Origin of the sequence: Dyadobacter sp. CY343, assembly GCF_021390335.1 — a bacterium.
Lineage (GTDB): Bacteria > Bacteroidota > Bacteroidia > Cytophagales > Spirosomataceae > Dyadobacter.
On sequence record NZ_JAJUXK010000003.1, the window covers coordinates 245,069 to 263,347 of the forward strand.

Consider the following 18,279-nt stretch of genomic DNA (forward strand, 5'->3'; position numbering starts at 1 on the left):
TTTAATGCATAAACGCATTCGTGCCTATTCGTGCATTCGTGGCATCCTATAATAGACGAGGCCTATCAATTCATAGAATTAATCGATTGTGATTATACGTAACAAACGTATATATTGCCGACCTCACGATAAGAAGTGCAGTTTATTATTGATTTAATCATGAACATATAACAATGGAAAACGAATCAGGCGACATTTCAAAATGCCCGTTCCACAACGGCTCAATGAATACCAGTAATGTAGGCGGCGGCGGAACCAAGAACCGCGATTGGTGGCCTAATCAACTCAAACTGAATATCCTGCGCCAGCACTCCAACAAAACCAATCCGTTGGGCGCGGATTTTGATTATGCGGAGGCTTTCAAAAGCCTTGACTTGCAGGCAGTAAAGGCGGACCTGCATGCATTGATGACAGATTCCCAGGATTGGTGGCCGGCAGATTTCGGACATTACGGGCCGCTGTTTATTCGTATGGCGTGGCATAGTGCAGGTACTTACCGCGTGTTTGATGGTCGCGGTGGTGCGGGTTCAGGTCAGCAAAGATTTGCGCCGCTGAACAGCTGGCCGGATAACGTGAGCCTTGATAAAGCGCGCAGGTTGCTTTGGCCTATCAAACAAAAATATGGTAATAAAATTTCCTGGGCCGATCTGCTGATCCTTACCGGAAATGTGGCTCTGGAATCAATGGGCTTCAAAACTTTCGGTTTCGCCGGCGGACGTGCCGATGTATGGGAGCCGGATGAAGATGTGTATTGGGGAGCTGAAACTACCTGGCTCGGTAATGACCAGCGCTATGCGAAAGGTGTTGCCGGCGTAGCAGGACACGGCGTAGTATCGTCAGACGAAGATCCGGGTGAAGGAATTCACTCCCGTACCCTGGAAAAACCGCTTGCAGCTGCTCACATGGGCCTTATTTATGTGAACCCCGAAGGGCCAGACGGAAACCCGGACCCGATCGCGTCTGCGAAAGATATCCGTGACACTTTCGGAAGAATGGCGATGGACGATGAAGAAACCGTTGCGCTCATTGCGGGTGGACACAGTTTTGGAAAAACCCACGGTGCCGCGCCTTCCGAACATGTTGGAAAAGAGCCGGAAGCCGCTGATGTAGAGTCGCAGGGTTTTGGGTGGAGTAACAGTTTTGGCGCCGGAAAAGGCGCTGACACGATTACCAGCGGACTGGAAGTGATCTGGACAACAACGCCCACGCAGTGGAGCAATAACTTTTTCGAAAACCTGTTCGCATTCGATTGGGAGCTGACCAAGAGCCCGGGCGGTGCGCATCAGTGGGTTGCAAAAAATGCAGGGGAAATTATCCCGGATGCATACGATAGTTCCAAAAAGCACGCGCCGAGAATGCTTACTACCGATGTAGCATTGAAATTTGATCCTGCTTATGAAAAGATATCCAGACGTTTCCTCGAAAACCCGGATGCATTTGCCGATGCTTTTGCGCGTGCATGGTTCAAGCTGACGCACAGGGATATGGGCCCGCGCGAACGCTACCTTGGTCCGGAAGTACCACAGGAAGTGTTGATCTGGCAGGATCCTATTCCGGCAGTTGATCACGCTTTGATCGACGAAAATGATATCAATGCATTGAAATCCAACATCCTGGCCTCTGGTCTGAGCGTATCAGAACTGGTGTCGGCTGCATGGGCCTCGGCTTCGACGTTCCGCGGTTCGGACAAACGTGGCGGTGCCAATGGTGCGCGCGTTCGTCTTTTGCCTCAGAGGGACTGGAAAGTGAATAATCCTGCGCAATTACAGAAGGTATTGAATGTACTTGAAAGTATTCAGGGTGAGTTCAATGCAATTCAGGTAACAGGGAAAAAGGTATCACTGGCCGACCTGATCGTTCTGGCGGGTTGTGCTGCTGTTGAGAAAGCCGCGAAAGATGCAGGACATTTTATCACCGTTCCTTTCACACCGGGCAGAATGGACGCTTCGCAGGATCAGACCGACATTGAATCAATGGGTTACCTGGAACCTGCTGCTGACGGTTTCCGTAATTACAGCAGAGGAAAGTTAACGGTATCTACCGAAGAACTGCTGATCGACAAAGCACAATTGCTGACCCTGACCGCGCCCGAACTGACTGTGCTGGTAGGAGGTATGCGTGCATTGAATGCGAATTTCGATGGTTCTAAAAATGGCGTATTTACTTCACGACCAGGCGCGTTGACCAACGATTTCTTTGTTAATCTGCTGGACATGAACACAGCCTGGAAAGCAATGGGCGATGATAAAGAAGTTTATCTGGGAACTGATCGCGCAAGTGGCCAGCCGAAATGGACTGCTACCCGCGCCGATCTTGTGTTCGGTTCCAACGCAGAACTGAGGGCGATCGCCGAGGTTTACGCGAGTTCGGATGCCCGCGAGAAGTTTGTGACAGACTTCATTGCAGCCTGGACCAAAGTGATGAACCTCGATAGGTTTGATCTCGCATAATCTGGTTTGAAACAAATATAAATGGGGCGCCCGGATCAGTTTGGGCGCCCCATTTTTTTTATAATGAAATGCCTAGCTGTTCAGCGGGGTAGCCGGCAGCTCAACGAAAAAGGCCGTCCCGATTCCGCTTTCTGATTCAAACCAGATCCTTCCTCCGTGCGCTTCAACGATTTGTTTGCAGATGGACAACCCGATACCAAAAGATTGCTCTCCCGCGGTTCCCGAGCGTTTGGCATTGTCGGAGGGCAGGAAAATTTCGCCTTTCAATTCGTCGGGAATACCGATCCCCTGGTCTCGGACCGTCAGCAATACCTGCCCGCCCTGCTTCTGTAAACTGACCAGTACGGTACTGCCGGGCGGCGAGAATTTGATCGCATTACTGAGCAGGTTGCAGAACACCCGCCATATTTTTTCCCTGTCTACCGGCGCGGTGACTTCCTCAAATTGAAAGTCCAGATTCTGCTGTTTCTCGCCGGCTTTGTGTCTCAGCATATCCACGCACGATTGCACGATCTCCGGCAACGCAATGTTGCTGGTAGAGATCTTCTCGCGATCAGCACTTGACTGCAAAATCTGACTGATCAGCGCATTCGCCATTTCACCCGACTGCTGCATCGCAGTTAATATTTCAAGCTGATCTTTGGAAGGGGTATGTTCCCAGAAAATGATGTGAGAAGCAGAGATCATCGCGGCAATAGGGCTGCGCAAATCGTGCGCTACAATCCTTAAAACCGTCTGATTTTCAGCTTCTGCATGTTCCAGCGCATTCACGGTATCCTGCAATACGATATTACTTTGTGTCACAGCCTTATTCAGTTCGGTGACAGCGCGCAAATTGGCCGCACTTCTCCGGGCGCTGCGCCAGATCTGGTACGCGATCACACACAATGTGATCGAGATCAGGATAACAAAACGTAGGATCAGCTCCTTCTGAGCGTCCTTTTCGGCAACTAGCTCCACTTCGTGTTCGCGCTGTACCTGCTGCAAAAGCACACTCACGTCACTCTTATTTTCTATGTTCTTTTTCAGTTTGTTGTTACGGTCGGTTTCCTGACTGGCCAGCATTAACCTGCCCGCTTCTTCAAATCTGCCTTGCCCGAACAGAACTGAACCCTGCAATTTTTGGTGCAAACTGGCGGTCGCCGCATCGTTCGCAGTGCTGGTCACACTCTTTAATATGCGCAGCTGTTCATCTGCTTTGCTGAACTCCTTTGTTTCGATATAAATCCTGGCAAGTAATTGACGGGAATCGCGCTCTACTTCCATTGACCAGTCAATCTCCGGATCGTGTTGCAGGCATTTTTTCAGCAGCCTCTCGGCGATCTTCATTTCCTTCTTTAATACATGAGCTTCCGCCTGGTTCAGTAAAATGACGATGCGCGCAAACTTGATAAAGTTCTTTTCGCGCGGAAATTTCGATTCATTTTTGTCAATGAAATCCATGGCCTTGCGAAACTGGTCCGAGGCAATATCCGGCTGATTCAAATGAATATATGCCATTCCGATATTGCGGATACTACCTTGTTTTTCAATGAATTGTAACTGGAAATTGTCTGCTTCTCGGCATTTGGCAAGCTCCTTCAGTTCCTGCTGCCAATATTCGATGGCCTGATAGTAGTTTTCTTCTTTGTAGGAAATATTCGCGATCCGGCTGCTGTACCTGGCACATTCGCAAATCTCGCCCAGGCCTGTCAGAAAGGATTTGCCGTGGTAGTAATTTCGGTAGGCCCGGTAATATTCTTTTTGTTTTAAAAGATCATCACCTTTTAGAAGTAACGCTTTCGAATATTCAGCCGGATACATTTCACGCACCTGCACGGAAGAAAATAATAGCAGCAGACTGTCCGTATAGCTCAATGCCTCTTCACTCAGCGTGGAATCGCGGTGACACAACACTTTCATGAATTTGTAATATTGCATCCGGTCGGCGAAAGTCTTTTTCGGGCGGGTCGCCATGATAGAGTCGAGGGTGTGGATCGCATTTTTGATCCCGATTTTTCTGGAATGGCGGTCCAGGCTGTCGATCCACATTTCAAGCTGGTCTTCCTGCACCGGTTTGATTGACTTTTGGCATTCTGTGAAAAACCAGAGGGCGGCAAAACAAAGTAGGAAAGTTTTTAAAGTATATGCAGGTACCGGCGAACCGAAATATTTCTTCATCAGTAAAGTTGTCAATTCGCACCCGAACTATTTACCTCAGGTAAGGTGTGTAGAAAAGCTCCGCGTTGCTAAGGCGGAGTAATGACATGTACGATGGAGGGCAATAGATAGTTTAGCCACCAGACTAACCGAAAGGCAATTTTACGGAAAATTTATAAAACACCTTTGTAGCGAAATAGCTACGCGGCTATTAATACACGCCCCCAGGTGGTGCAATCGACGAACTTTTACTAAAAAGTTTGCATTGCCGGGCAAATAATCAGAAATTGCGCGCCCAATTTTCCAGACCAATGACACCTCCTGTTTTTTGCGGTATTGATTTCGGCACTTCCAATTCCAGTTTGGCGGTCGCGGATCAAAACGATGTTTTTCTGATCCCGGTCGAAAGCGACCATACTACCATTCCCAGCGCAATGTTCTTCGCGCGTAAAGATAATCACGCTTATTTCGGGCGCGAGGCGACAGAACGGTTTCTGACACGCCAGCCCGGCCGGCTGATGCGCAGCCTCAAACGGGTACTAGGCACACCTGCGATGCGCCAGGGAACGATGGTGAACGGTGAGTTGATGAAGTTCCACCAGATCATCGCCGCCTTTTTGGACCAGATGAAGCGGAAAGCCGAGGCCGATTGCGGGACCGAACTCCGGCACGTGGTAATGGGGCGGCCCGTACATTTCGTAGACAACGATCCTGCCGCCGATCAGCGCGCCGAGAGCGAATTGAAAGCGGTTGCAACTAGCCTTGGTTTTGAGCACGTCGGTTTTCAATATGAACCGATTGCAGCTGCATTCGCCCACGAGCGCAGGCTTTCCGGCGAGAAACTGGCAATCGTGGTAGACCTGGGCGGCGGAACTTCTGATTTTACGATCATCCGCCTTTCGAAGGAAAATGCACGCAAGTCCGACCGGAACAGCGATATTCTTGCCAATACCGGTGTGCGCCTGGGTGGAAACGACTTTGATAAAGACCTGAGTCTGGCTGAAATGATGCCCGAACTGGGATTCAGGACCAGATATGGTGCCAAAAACCTGGAAGTTCCATCTTACCATTACTTCGATTTGTCGGAATGGAGCAAAGTAAACTTCCTGTATACGAACCGGATCGTTTTTCAGGCAAAACAATTACTGCGGGAAACGCATGACCCTGTACGTTACGGCAGGCTGATCAACGTGCTGGAACAGGAAACCGGGCACGCGGTACTGGCGGAAACGGAGAAGATCAAGATAGGGCTGGCCAGCAGAGAGCGTTTCGCCGCGGCACTGGATTTTATCGACGAGGATCTCCGCATTGATGTGGCCAGAGAAGATTTCAATGCTGCTATTACATCCAAAACTGAGAAGATCGTGAGCGCGGCGCGGGAATGCCTGCAAGCCGCCGGGATATTGCCCGAAGCGATAAGCCTGGTGATCATGACCGGCGGCTCTACCGAGATCCCGCTCATTCAGGAACAATTCCGCAAGCTATTCCCTGCGGCTGAATGGTCGGAAGAAAACAAGCTTTCCAGTGTCGGGCTCGGCCTTGCTTACGATGCCCGAAGCCGTTTTTCCTGAAAGCAGAAAAAGTCTCCGATAGCTCTTCGTTTTTTTGCAGCGCGCCTCGTAACAGGCGCGCTTTCTTGTTATGGCCCAGGCAGGAACTGTTTTCAGATGCGTTTCAATACTGACGCAATCAGAACAATATGGAACCATTAATATGTACAGTTTCGAGAAATTTAAATACAGAGTAACTGAGTAGCGACAAATTTTACGCGCCAAATTCTACACTGAAACTTCCGTGAATAATATTCTGAATGCATGAATTTGTGTAGTAGGATCCGATGCTTTTTTTGCAGGCCATATAGAACAATTAGCAGCTGCGTAGTAGGAGTGAGGACAATTGACGATATGTTGTAAATAATTGATAATTAGAGCATTAAAAAGGGTACCGTTAAATAATTGACGGCTTGCCCGTTGGTAAATCTGATACAATTATTCTAAATTTTAACTGTATCATTTCCTCCGAATCATGAAATATTTACAACTTTCAATTTGGATGCTGGCCAGCCTGGTCTTTCCCAAATGCAACGCACAATCTGTTTTTATTAACGAATTAATGGCTTCCAATTCCAACGCCTATCAGGATCAGGTAGGTGAGGACGAAGATTGGATAGAACTGTATAATGCAGGTGGCACCACGGTGGATCTTGGTGGCTACTATGTTTCCGATGATCCCGGAGAGCTCAAAAAATTTCAGCTGCCATCAGGCACCGGTGACTACGTAATGCCGGCCGGTTCCTACCTGATACTCTGGGCGAGCGGTAAAACCCACCTGGCCCGTCACCTGAGCTTCAACCTGAGCGGGGACGGAGAGGAATTTTTCTTGTCGACACCGGGTGAGGTTATCGTAGATCACCTTGGGTTTCCAAAGCAGCGGGCGGATATTTCTTATGGACGAAAGACAAACGGAGGTCCGGAAATCGTTTTTTTCTCACCTTCTTCGCCCAATGCAGGCAATGTAGCCGCCAATTCCTTCACTGGCGTTTCGGAGCCGCCTGCCATGAGCGCGGCAAGTGGTTTTTTCCAAAATCCTTTTACACTTACCATCACTTCTGCGGTTCCGGGAGCAGAGATCTATTACACAACCGACGGTTCCGAGCCGAACAAGAACAACACGGTCGCACCCGGCACCGCCTACCAGTTCAAAAATCAGTATCCGCAAAACCCCGGACAGTCTGCCGGGCCTACGCTGACCCGAAATTTTCTGACCTTAAAGCAAAATTCCCCTTTAAACCTGTCCATCACCGACAAGTCTTCTCAACCCGACGTTTATGCCTCCATCTCTACGACCAACGATTTCACGCCCACTTATGCAGCTGTACCTGTCAAGCCTGTTTACAAGGGGATGGTGGTGAGGGCCAAAGTGTATGAAACGGGCAAGTTGCCCAGCGAGACCATTTCCAGGTCGTACTGGTTTACACCAAACGGTCAGCCGAAATCAAACCTGCCTGTATTTTCAATTAAGACTAATCCGGATAATATGTTCGATTACGTGAAAGGAATTGGTGTGGCTGGCAAAGATTTCGTCGACTGGCGCAATGCAAATCCTGCTGCTGGTTCATTCGGTGTACCCGCTGGCAACTATTACAGAAGCGACGAGATACCCGTGAATGTGGAAATGCTGGTAGATGGTGTGCCAGTGATGAACCAGGAACTGGGGCTGCGTATTCATGGTGCAGGTTCGCGAACGCACGACAAAAAGAGTTTCCGGCTCTACTCGACCGGTCAGAACGCGTCGCAGAGCAATATCGATTACCCCATATTTCCATCGCTTAATTTCCATACGTTCAAACGGTTGTTACTCAGGAATTCCGGAAATGATTATGAGAGAATGTTGCTAAAAGACGCCTACATTCACCAGATTGCGAAAGGACTTGATATGGAATTGCAGGATTACCGGCCGGCAGTGACCTATCTGAACGGAGAATATTGGGGAATTCACGACGTAAGGGAGCGTCTCGACGAATACTATTACGCAAGTCACTACGCGCTGGAACCGGATCACATCGAGTTCTTCGCCGATCCCGATATTTCCGGGAATTCGGGGCATTATGGTGATCTCTCGAATTACATTAAAACCCATAATATGGCCGACGCGGGCAGCTATAACTATGCGCTGGAACGAATGGACATGGATAATTTTATCGACTATTGCGTGCTCGAACTATACGCTGCCAACTGGGACTGGCCCTATGGAAACGTCACGTACTGGCGGCACAAAGTCCCCTACAACCCGGCGGCGGGTAAAGGTAAGGACGGGCGGTGGAGATGGTCCCTGTTCGACGTTGACCTGAGTTTTGAAGAGCTTGATGCCAATCAATTCGGAAAAGCATTGGGTGCGCCCGATTTCCTATTGCAATACCTTTTGCCAAATCCGACATTCAGAAAAAAATTCATCAACAGGTATGCGGATCTGATCAACTCCTATTTTCAGCCGCAGCGACTGCTGGCGGAGATTGAATCCTGTAAAAATGCGATCAGCGGCGAGATCCCTGAAAATATCAAACGCTGGAACCGGCCTGCCAGCGTGGACGCCTGGGAAGCAAACATCCAACTCATGGTCAACTTTGCAACCAACCGCCCGAACATTGCGCGCGGCCACATTCAAAGCCAGTTTGGTCTGAACGAAGGGACCCGCCAGATCACAGTAAACGTATCTAATGCCGCACACGGGTTTGTCCGCGTGAACACCATCGATATCCTGCCAACAACACCGGGATTAACAGGAAATCCGTATCCGTGGAAGGGAACCTATTTTAAAGATGTATCAATAGCGCTTACCGCAATTCCCAAGCCCGGTTTTAAATTTTTACAATGGGAAAATATTACCAACGGCGATGTGCTAATTACACCCACGATCGAGTTTGTTCCGTCTTCGGGCTCCAATTACCGGGCGGTTTTCGGGACAGACGTAGCGCCGACGAAATTTCCGGAGCCGCTCGATGAAAGCGCCTGCGTGTACCTTCTCACTTCCTGGGCGGCCAATGCCGTCGCCGGGACGTTTCCCGCGCATATGGGATTTGTATATATGGCCAATGATGATCCGGAATTGAGCTCGGAAGTAGTTGGGTTTACAAGTGGCGCGTATGATCTTACCAGCCGGACGAGGATCAGCGGGCTTGGCAACGAAGGAATATCGTTTATCAATACCGGAAATGCCGCTGGTAACCCGGGCTATGCAGGGATGAAGCTGGGAGGGGCTATTCTTGCACTCAACACAACCGGCAAAACGCAGGTGAGTGTGAAGTGGACAGGCGGTACGGTCACGCCCAATTTTCGCCCTTATGCGATCCGGTTGCAGTACCGGCTCTCCGAAACGGGCCCTTTCACCGATGTACTCAACACCAGCAGCCAGCCTGTGGAATATGTGAGGTCGGCCACTGCGGGGCACTCGCAAATGATGCCTTGGGTGAAATTGCCCGCCGCTGCCCTGAACCAGCCTTACGTGCAGCTTTTATGGAGATACTATTGCATAGATCCAACGATTAGCGGCGCCCGGGACGAACTGCGGCTGGACGATATTGCAATACAATCCTGCTCGGACCCGCTGCCTGTCACATTGATACGGTTTGATGCCAAAACCGTTGAGAATCAGGTAGCAGTAACCTGGGTAACGAGCAGTGAGCTGAATAACCATCATTTTGAAGTGGAGCGGTCGGCTGATGCTAAAAATTGGCTTTTGCTTAAATCCGTACCCGGAAATGGAACGAGCTCTCAGCCGAAACGGTACGGGATTGCCGACGAGCTACCGCTGGGTGGCAGGAGCTACTACCGCCTCAAACAGATCGACTATGACCAGACCTATATGTATTCAAATCTGGTCTCTGTGAATCGCCCCCAGCCGGAAGCCGCAACGCTCTACCCAAATCCGGTCAAAAGCGTACTTCGTATCATTTTGCCGCAGCCCTGCGACGCAAGTTCCTATTCAATCACAGATATAGCCGGGAGGAAACGAAAAGCTGGTAAGATATCTAATTGTGACGCGCTGGCAATACCGGTTGAAACGCTGGGCTCAGGCTTGTACATGGTGCAGATTACAATGAAAACCGGAACAATCTCGCGTCTGAAATTTTTGAAAGAATAGCAGCATCGTATTTTCAGTAAGCCGGGATGCTTTTTGGCAAGAGTATCCCGGCTTTAAAAAAGTCAGGCAGGTATTGCCCGCCTGATCTCTGGTATGATTGTTTTTTGTAGTGTGGGCTTGGTAATATCACCATTGACCAACACTATAATATGCAACGCATCAAGTTTATTATCACGCTGATCAAGGATAGTTTTGCCGAATTTATGGAGGATAATGTGCTAAAACTTTCCGCGGCCTTATCCTACTATACCATATTTTCACTGGCCCCGATGCTGCTCCTGATCATTTCTATCGTCAGCATTTTTTTCGGAAGAGAGGCTTTTCAGGGTGAATTGTATGCCCAGATTAGCGGATTGGTGGGAAAGCAGGCGGCTGTGCAGGTACAGGAACTGATTAAGAATGCCGCGATCACCGACAAGTCCAAACTGGCCGCTGCAATAGGAGGGGTAACGCTGCTGATCGGTGCCACGGGGGTTTTTGCTGAAATCCAGGATTCTATTAATTACATCTGGGCAATCAAGTCCAAGCCACAACGCAGCTGGCTGCAATACCTCAAAAACAGGCTATTGTCATTCTCGATCATCCTCACGCTGGGCTTCCTCCTGATCGTCTCGCTCGGGGTGAATGCAGCGGTGGATTTGCTTAGTAACAGATTGGAAAGGTACTTTTCGGAAGTTTCAGTGGTTATATTTTCAATTCTGAATGTCGGGCTTGTATTGGTGATCATAACTGCCTTGTTTACAGTGATATTTAAGATCCTGCCCGATGGACACGTGCGTTGGAAGGAGTGTCTGGTGGGTGCTACTTTCACCTCCATCATGTTCGCGATCGGGAAATTTGCGATTAGCTTCTACCTCGGTCAGTCCGATCTTGGCGCCGCATACGGAACTTCGGCGTCTATTGTAATCCTGCTTACCTGGATCTATTATTCATCGATCATTCTGTATTTCGGTGCGGAGTTTACCAAGGTTTACGCCAGATCCGATGGTATCGCGATTTCGCCCAACGAACACGCGGTTCTTATATCGAGGCATGAAGTAGTGGTGGATCATGGGCCAGGTACACCTGCGCCGGAAGAGACCAAGAATGCGGAAAAAGGTGCGAAAAAAAGTCCCTTTACTATTTTTACCAAATTCATTGACGATAAGCTCGACCAGATCAAGGCAGAATTTAATGCATTCGTTGCCAAAATAGCTTCGCCGGTAACCTACTACGGAATTATGGCACTGATCGCATTAACGATTGCTATCACGATCATCCTGATCCTCGGGCAACTGCTCAACCGCGCGCTCGACAGCTATTTCCTGGGATATGTGATACTGATCGGGTCAACATTGGTTTTCCTGGCTTTGAGTATCATTTACGGTAAAAGTCTGAGAGAATTTCTTGCGAGAATGCTCACTAAAATAAACAAAGAAGATTAAACAAAAAGATAGTAGTAGCTCCCGGCTTTCCGATTTTCAGGAATGCCGGGAGCTACTTTTTTTTACGCAATTATAACTTCACTATTTTTCGCTCGACTCCATCGATGAGCACGATGTAAACGCCCGGTTTCCAGCTGCTGATGTCCATTTCAAATGAGGAGTTATCAGTTTTAAAACTATACAATTTTCGACCGCTGGCATTGAAAATATCAACCTGCCCGATCTTCGCCGCAGACTTGATTTTTAAGGAAGAGGAGGTAGGATTTGGATAAACACTTACCTCAATAGCTCCCGCAATTTCAGCAGTAACAATATTACTGTATGCATAAGTACCGTCCCGATCTGTCATTTTCAGGCGATAGTAATACTGGCCGCCCGGCAAGCCAGTGTCCGGATATCCGTAGTTTGTAGTATTGGCCGCATTGCCCTGCGCATTAATCCTGGCAATTTCCCTGAAAGTGCGCGCGTCGCTGCTGCGTTGTATCTCAAAATGTGAGCTGTTGGATTCCTGAGAAGTCTGCCACTCGATCTGTACCTGGTTTTCCCGGTTTACGGCGGTCAGACTGATGAGCGTTACAGGTAGCGGACTTCCTGCGGTAGTGGACAGTGCATTAGGGTAGAGTGGCACCGACAAGCTGTTGGTCGCTTTTCCTGCTAAAACCTTTTTTGTGTAGCCGCCCAGCGCCATATACCAGTCGGGCGTCAGGTCGTAACCGTCGGCGTCGAGCGACAGGAACCAGGTATCGCCTCCCTTTGGTGTGTGGTTCGAAAACTTCTCCATTTTGAAAAATGAAGTCGCCTCGTCCACTTCGTCAAACATCGCCAGGTAAATCATATTGGCTCCCTCATTGATCACATTCTGAGACTGTTGCCACAAAAAGCTGCCACCATTGCGCGGAATAGCATTTTTGACAGCGCCGGATGGATTGTCACGGACATTTTGAAGATTGAACCATGAAAAGCCGGGAAATATAACGGGCATATAGTCGATGTTTTTAGGTGCGAGATAAGCCATATCCGGTCTTACACTATTGATTGCGAATGCATTCGCGCCACTTTCGGTATTGTATCTCCCCACCGACCACGGACTGATCACATCGAGTAGATCATAGACAGCGAGCCACGCTGCCGAATGCCCGCGCCAGTTATCATTCAAACCGCCCATAATATTCGCCCTGTACTTCGGATCGTCGGTCGGGTCGGCAGGATCGCCTTCTTTAAACCACCGCACCAGCTTTTCCGAGCGCTCAGCTGTCGCGTCAGGATTTGAGGCTAACCCAAGTCCCCACAACGCAACAAGCGGCTTTCCCTTGTGCCACAAATAGTTACTTTCAGAAGTCACGCCCATTTCGTCCACGAGTCGCTTCCAGTCGGCGATAACCTGCTCGGTTGAAGTAGCATCGGCACCGGAGAGGTCGTACATAATGGAATAAACGCGCCCATATTTGTTGCTCGCGGTCTGCACATTTTCGAGCACTTTGTCAAAATGCCGGTGCACGCGCGTATCGGTAGTCCGGAAATAATCCAGGAAACGCTGCTGGAAAACCCCGTCGACCTCGTGCTCGCGCATCCATTTGAAATGCTCATCGACCGTATTGTAACTGTAACTTGAAAACAGTTTGGCCGGGGTTCCATTGCTGTAATTCATATTTGTTGCAATCAGCTCACTTTGCGGGTAGTTGCCCATGTACGGCCACATATCCACGGTCGCATTCACGTGGTCGGGTGCGCCGCCAAACCAATGCAGCCACCAGTTGTGCGCCGGAGGTCCGTCGGTTGGCAGGCCAAACCAGCCCTGGTAGCCAAACATAACCTTTCCGTTCAGCGAATTTGTAGCCGGATCGGCAGTAATCGCAGAGATAGGTTCGTAGAATTCGATCTCGTCAATCTTAACTGTAATCGCTCCGTCGACAGGCTGGCTCACCCGGAAATAATTGATCGCGCCCAGGTTCGGGTTGCCTTGTATTGTCGCCTCGGACAAATGCAAAATCACGTGATTCCAGCCATTTTGTATCTTTTGAGAAGCCAGGTTCCAGCGATATTCATCGGTACCGGCTTGCCCCGATGAAGAAAAAACAATATTGCCCGCGCCATTAAAAAGGCTCGCTTCCGATACGTACAGCCAGAATTTGACGATACCTTCTTCACTCACTCCCGTATTGAATGGTGCGCGGGTGTGAACAAACCAGTCCGGGCCCGTTCCTGTTTTCGTCAAAGAGCTGCTTCCCAGGATTTTATTACCAGTATCCACCGTCACCGCGTCGCTCCCCGACCAGCCTGCATGGTCGTCGGCAGCACTGAAAATCTTTGCGCCGATCAGCTCACTGCCCTGATAACCTTTTGTAAAACGGATATCATCGATCTTGACAATGACCGATTCGCCCGCATTAATCGGTTTATAATACCTGAAAAAATTAATCGCTGCCAGGTTCGGGTTACCCTGCTTGCCCGCCGCACTGAGGCGCAGCACTACATTGTTCCATCCGTTACGCAGGTTCACGCTGGCGGTTCCCCAGTTGAATTCGTCGGTGTCGGGATTACCTGAGCTGGTAATTTCAAATTGTCCGTCCGAACTGCTGAACTTGGTAATATCTGACACAAAAAGGGAGAATTGCAGATAGGAAATATTCAGCTCACCCACCGCGATACCGGTATTGATCGGAGTCGAAAAATGCCTTGTGAAACGCTCGGTATTGCCACCTTCCGATTGAACGGAGAAGCTTCCCTGCGCAGGTGCGTCGCCGCTCAGACTTAGTACATTGCCGCCGCCGCCCCAGCCGGTAAGCGATTCGCAATCGTCTGCGGGGATGACCTGCGCATATCCGTGCAGGACAAAAAACAGCGAAATAAACAATAGTAGACAGTTCTTTTTCATGTGTATCAATGATTGGTTAAAGGTGAAACAGTGCCGCCGTAAGAGCCTGGCGATCTGTTCCAAAACTATGTTTACACCAATAATTTTTACTTAACTATAAATTAACAAAGAATTAATAGGAGAAAATTTTTTGAAAATATTTATTGTCTAGCTTTAAGACAATAAGGAGAATAAGGCTAGATTTGTTTACGGATCAAAAATTAACCGATGAGAACAAAACCTATACTTATACGCGTATTGACTGTGAGCCTATGGCTGATATCCAGTCTGGCAATCGCTCAGTCACCGGCTTTCAAAGTGCTGGTATTTAGCAAAACCGCTTCTTTCAGGCACGAATCAATCAAAGCGGGCAATGCGGCGATTGAAAAAATGTCGAAGGAAAAAGGGTTCAGTGCCACTTTTACGGAAGACGCAGGGCAGTTTAATGAGAGGAACCTGCAAAAATTCAATACCGTTATTTTCCTGAACACGACCGGAAACGTGCTCGACGATGCGCAGCAAGTTGCATTTGAAAGATACATTCAGGCAGGCGGCGGCTATGTGGGTATTCATGCAGCCACGGATACCGAATATGAATGGCCCTGGTACGGCAATCTTGCAGGCGCTTACTTTCTCGATCACCCGATGACGCCGAGTAATGTGCAGAAAGGCAAGTTTATCGTAACCGAAAAAAACCACTGGGCTACGCAGGGAATGCCCGATGAATTTGAAAGGACCGATGAATTTTACAGTTTCAAAAATATCTCCCCGAATATCAAAGTCGTTCTCAAAATAGACGAAAAGAGCTATATAGGAGGTAAAAACCCCGACTTTCATCCAATGGGCTGGTATCAGGAGTTCGACGGTGGCCGCTCGTTTTATACCGCAATGGGGCACACTGACGAAACATTCGTGGAGCCGCTTTTCCTGAACCATCTCTGGGCAGGGATCAGATATACAGCGGGGCTGCCATTAGCGGGGCTGCCATCAGCGGGAGGCGGCGCGCCCAAAGCGATCGATTTCTCGAAATCCAGACCAGAGGAAAACCGTTTTACCAAGGTTGTGCTTGAAGAGAAACTCGACGAGCCGATGGAACTGAGCGTGTTGAACGACGGACGTATCCTATTCATCCAGCGGAAGGGCCAGGTGAGGCTTTTTAATACTAAAACTAATGAACTGAAAACGATTGCCGAGATTCCGGTAAGTACAAAATATGTGAACAAGGAAGGTAAGGAATCGATGGGCGAAGATGGTTTGCTGGGTTTGAATAAAGACCCTGATTTCGCGAAAAACCACTGGATCTACCTGTATTACTCCGTTCCGGAAGCGCCTAAAAATGTGCTGGCACGCTTCGAGCTGAAAGGCGACGAGCTCGATCTGAACTCTAAAAAAGTATTGCTTGAAGTCCCGACGCAGCGCGAAGAATGCTGTCATACAGGCGGTTCCATTGCGTGGGATAAGTCGGGTAACCTGTATTTGTCGACCGGCGATAATACCAATCCCCACGGTTCAAACGGGTACAGCCCGAGCGACGAGCGCGAAGGAAGAATGGCGTGGGATGCGCAGAAATCTTCGGCGAATACCAACGATTTGCGCGGCAAGATCATCCGCATCAAGCCACAACCAGACGGAGGATACACGATTCCCGAGGGTAACCTGTTTGCCAAAGGCACGCCGGATACCCGCCCCGAGATTTACACAATGGGGCACCGCAACCCGTTCCGCATTTCGGTAGACCAGAAAACGAACTACGTATATTGGGGAGAGGTTGGCCCGGATGCAGCGAAGCCCGATTCGAGCCGCGGCCCGGCTGGTCACGATGAGGTAGGGCAGGCACGCAAAGCTGGCAACTTTGGCTGGCCGCATTTTGTAGGGGATAATAAGGCTTATAACAAATATGATTTTGCCGGACAGAAATCGATGGAGAAGTGGGACGTGAATGCGCCAAGCAATACTTCACCGAATAATACCGGGCTGAAAGTGCTTCCACCGGCTCAGAAAGCTTTTATCTGGTATCCTTACGGCGCTTCTCCCGAATTTCCGTTAACCGGCACAGGTGGGCGGAATGCGATGGCGGGCCCTGTTTTTTACTCGGATGCATTCAAAAATGCTGCGCGTGCATTTCCTGATTATTACAATGGAAAGATCCTGACCTACGATTGGATGCGCGGCTGGATCATGTCGGTGACGATGGATAAAGAAGGTAACTACAAGGCGATGGAACGTTTCATGCCGAGCTATAAATTCTCCAATCCGATGGATATGGAGTTCGCCGAAAACGGCGATCTGTACATGCTGGAATATGGTACCGGCTGGTTTTCAGCCAACGACGACGCCCGCCTGATCCGCATTGAATACAATGGCGGAAACCGGAAACCAATGCTGCAAATGGTCGCGAATAAAATGGGTGGAGCTGCGCCGCTTGCGCTCAAACTCAGCGCAAAAGGTACAACCGATGCCGACGGAGATGCATTAACCTATTCCTGGAAAATCACTTCGAAAAACGGATTTACAAAAACCATCAATACCCAGTATGCAGCACTGAGCCTGGCGAAAGTGGGCGTTTACAAAGCTACGCTCACCGCAAATGACGGAAAAGGAGGCGTGAGCACGCAAGCGATGGAAATTACCGTTGGAAACGAACCGCCCGTGCTGACCCTGGATATGCCGGCGAGCAACAAGTCTTTTTACACGCCCGATAAACCGTTCAATTACGATATTAAAGTATCTGACAAAGAAGACGGAACATTAGGTAAAGGGATTGATGCTGAACGTGTTGCATTGAATATAGATTATTTGCCGGAAGGATATGACAAGATCGCCATCGCGCAGGGCCACCGCTCGGCGGATGCAGGCGCAGCATTCAGTTCGGGTAAGAGGCTGATCGAAGCGAGCGATTGCAAGGCTTGTCACGCAGTTGATAAAAAGTCGATCGGGCCGGCTTACCGCGAGGTTTCGGCGAAATACAAAGACGATAAATCGGCGGTGGAGCGACTGACCAAAAAGGTGATTGCTGGCGGTGGAGGTGTTTGGGGAGAGACTGCAATGGCAGCGCACCCGCAGCTTTCAACGGCCGACGCTTCCGAGATGGTGAAGTATATTTTGAATGTAGTGAATGAAAAACCAAAGGAAAAATCGTTGCCGCTGAAAGGTACTTACCAGGCAAAATTGCCGGCAGGGGACAAAGGCAAAGGGATTTTCATCGTGCGGGCAGCTTATGAAGATGCAGGCGCGAGCGGATTGTCTTCTTTGAGATCGGAAGAGTTGGTTGTACTGCGGAATGCGAAAGTTGATATGCACAATTTTGATGTTTACGAGAACATCATGAAAATATCAAATGGTGGAATGAATCTCGCAATCGCTTCCAAATCAGGTTCTTACATGGTTTTGAAACAAGTCGACCTGAATGCGGTGACGGAATTGGAATTACAGGCACTTGCACCCAAGCCGCAACTGAATGCGGCCGGCGGAAAAGTGGAACTGCGGCTCGACAGTCCGACCGGAAACCTCGTAGGCGAGTCGATTGTTCTGGAACCTGCTGAGAAACTGGATTTTAAACCCACGTCCTTAAATATCCCTATCAAAAATGCGGGTAGCGCAGACGGGAAACTGCACGATTTGTATGTCGTATTTGTGAATCCGAAAGCCGAAGAAAGTTCGTTAATGGTTGTTATGGGCGCGGAGTTCAAGATGGGACCCGCAGCGCAGTAAAGCTGTTGAAAAGCAAAAACGGGGTCGGAGCAAATGTGCTCCGACCCCGTTTTTTTCTTGT

The 18,279-nt window shown here is 49.3% G+C and carries 7 protein-coding genes; 5 read left to right on the forward strand and 2 right to left on the reverse strand.

Features of this window, described 5'->3' with window-relative positions:
* The first annotated feature begins 173 nt into the window (after window positions 1–173).
* A complete protein-coding gene (gene katG, locus LZG94_RS09415; protein ID WP_255700625.1) occupies window positions 174–2,450 on the forward strand; it encodes a catalase/peroxidase HPI in 2,277 nt (758 codons plus the stop codon).
* A gap of 72 nt (window positions 2,451–2,522) precedes the next feature.
* On the opposite strand, the gene LZG94_RS09420 is transcribed toward katG, so the two are convergent.
* A complete protein-coding gene (locus LZG94_RS09420; RefSeq protein WP_233791653.1) occupies window positions 2,523–4,610 on the reverse strand; it encodes an ATP-binding protein in 2,088 nt (695 codons plus the stop codon).
* A gap of 290 nt (window positions 4,611–4,900) precedes the next feature.
* On the opposite strand from LZG94_RS09420, the gene LZG94_RS09425 reads away from it, so the two are divergent.
* The 3 genes from LZG94_RS09425 to LZG94_RS09435 all read left to right on the forward strand — a co-directional run bounded on the left by LZG94_RS09425 (window position 4,901) and on the right by LZG94_RS09435 (window position 11,653).
* On the forward strand, window positions 4,901–6,160 hold the full coding sequence (locus LZG94_RS09425) for an Hsp70 family protein (protein ID WP_233791654.1): 1,260 nt from the start codon (window positions 4,901–4,903) through the stop codon (window positions 6,158–6,160).
* A gap of 454 nt (window positions 6,161–6,614) precedes the next feature.
* Window positions 6,615–10,229 (forward strand): CotH kinase family protein, encoded by a 3,615-nt coding sequence (locus LZG94_RS09430; RefSeq protein WP_233791655.1) that lies wholly within the window; start codon window positions 6,615–6,617, stop codon window positions 10,227–10,229.
* A gap of 149 nt (window positions 10,230–10,378) precedes the next feature.
* A complete protein-coding gene (locus tag LZG94_RS09435) occupies window positions 10,379–11,653 on the forward strand; it encodes a YihY/virulence factor BrkB family protein (RefSeq protein ID WP_233791656.1) in 1,275 nt (424 codons plus the stop codon).
* Between the two features lie 70 nt (window positions 11,654–11,723).
* Here LZG94_RS09435 and LZG94_RS09440 read toward each other — a convergent pair whose 3' ends face one another.
* The gene (locus tag LZG94_RS09440; RefSeq protein ID WP_233791657.1) at window positions 11,724–14,528 is read right to left on the reverse strand and encodes a T9SS type A sorting domain-containing protein; all 2,805 of its coding nucleotides are present in this window, start codon (window positions 14,526–14,528) and stop codon (window positions 11,724–11,726) included.
* A gap of 207 nt (window positions 14,529–14,735) precedes the next feature.
* Here LZG94_RS09440 and LZG94_RS09445 point away from each other — a divergent pair, with 207 nt between their 5' ends.
* A complete protein-coding gene (locus LZG94_RS09445) occupies window positions 14,736–18,218 on the forward strand; it encodes a ThuA domain-containing protein (protein WP_233791658.1) in 3,483 nt (1,160 codons plus the stop codon).
* The last annotated feature ends 61 nt before the right edge of the window (window positions 18,219–18,279 follow it).

Coding starts and splice junctions, on each gene's coding strand:
- katG (WP_255700625.1), top strand. CDS start 174: ATGGAAAACGAATCAGGCGACATTTCAAAATGCCCGTTCCACAACGGC.
- LZG94_RS09420 (WP_233791653.1), bottom strand. CDS start 4,610: ATGAAGAAATATTTCGGTTCGCCGGTACCTGCATATACTTTAAAAACT.
- LZG94_RS09425 (WP_233791654.1), top strand. CDS start 4,901: ATGACACCTCCTGTTTTTTGCGGTATTGATTTCGGCACTTCCAATTCC.
- LZG94_RS09430 (WP_233791655.1), top strand. CDS start 6,615: ATGAAATATTTACAACTTTCAATTTGGATGCTGGCCAGCCTGGTCTTT.
- LZG94_RS09435 (WP_233791656.1), top strand. CDS start 10,379: ATGCAACGCATCAAGTTTATTATCACGCTGATCAAGGATAGTTTTGCC.
- LZG94_RS09440 (WP_233791657.1), bottom strand. CDS start 14,528: ATGAAAAAGAACTGTCTACTATTGTTTATTTCGCTGTTTTTTGTCCTG.
- LZG94_RS09445 (WP_233791658.1), top strand. CDS start 14,736: ATGAGAACAAAACCTATACTTATACGCGTATTGACTGTGAGCCTATGG.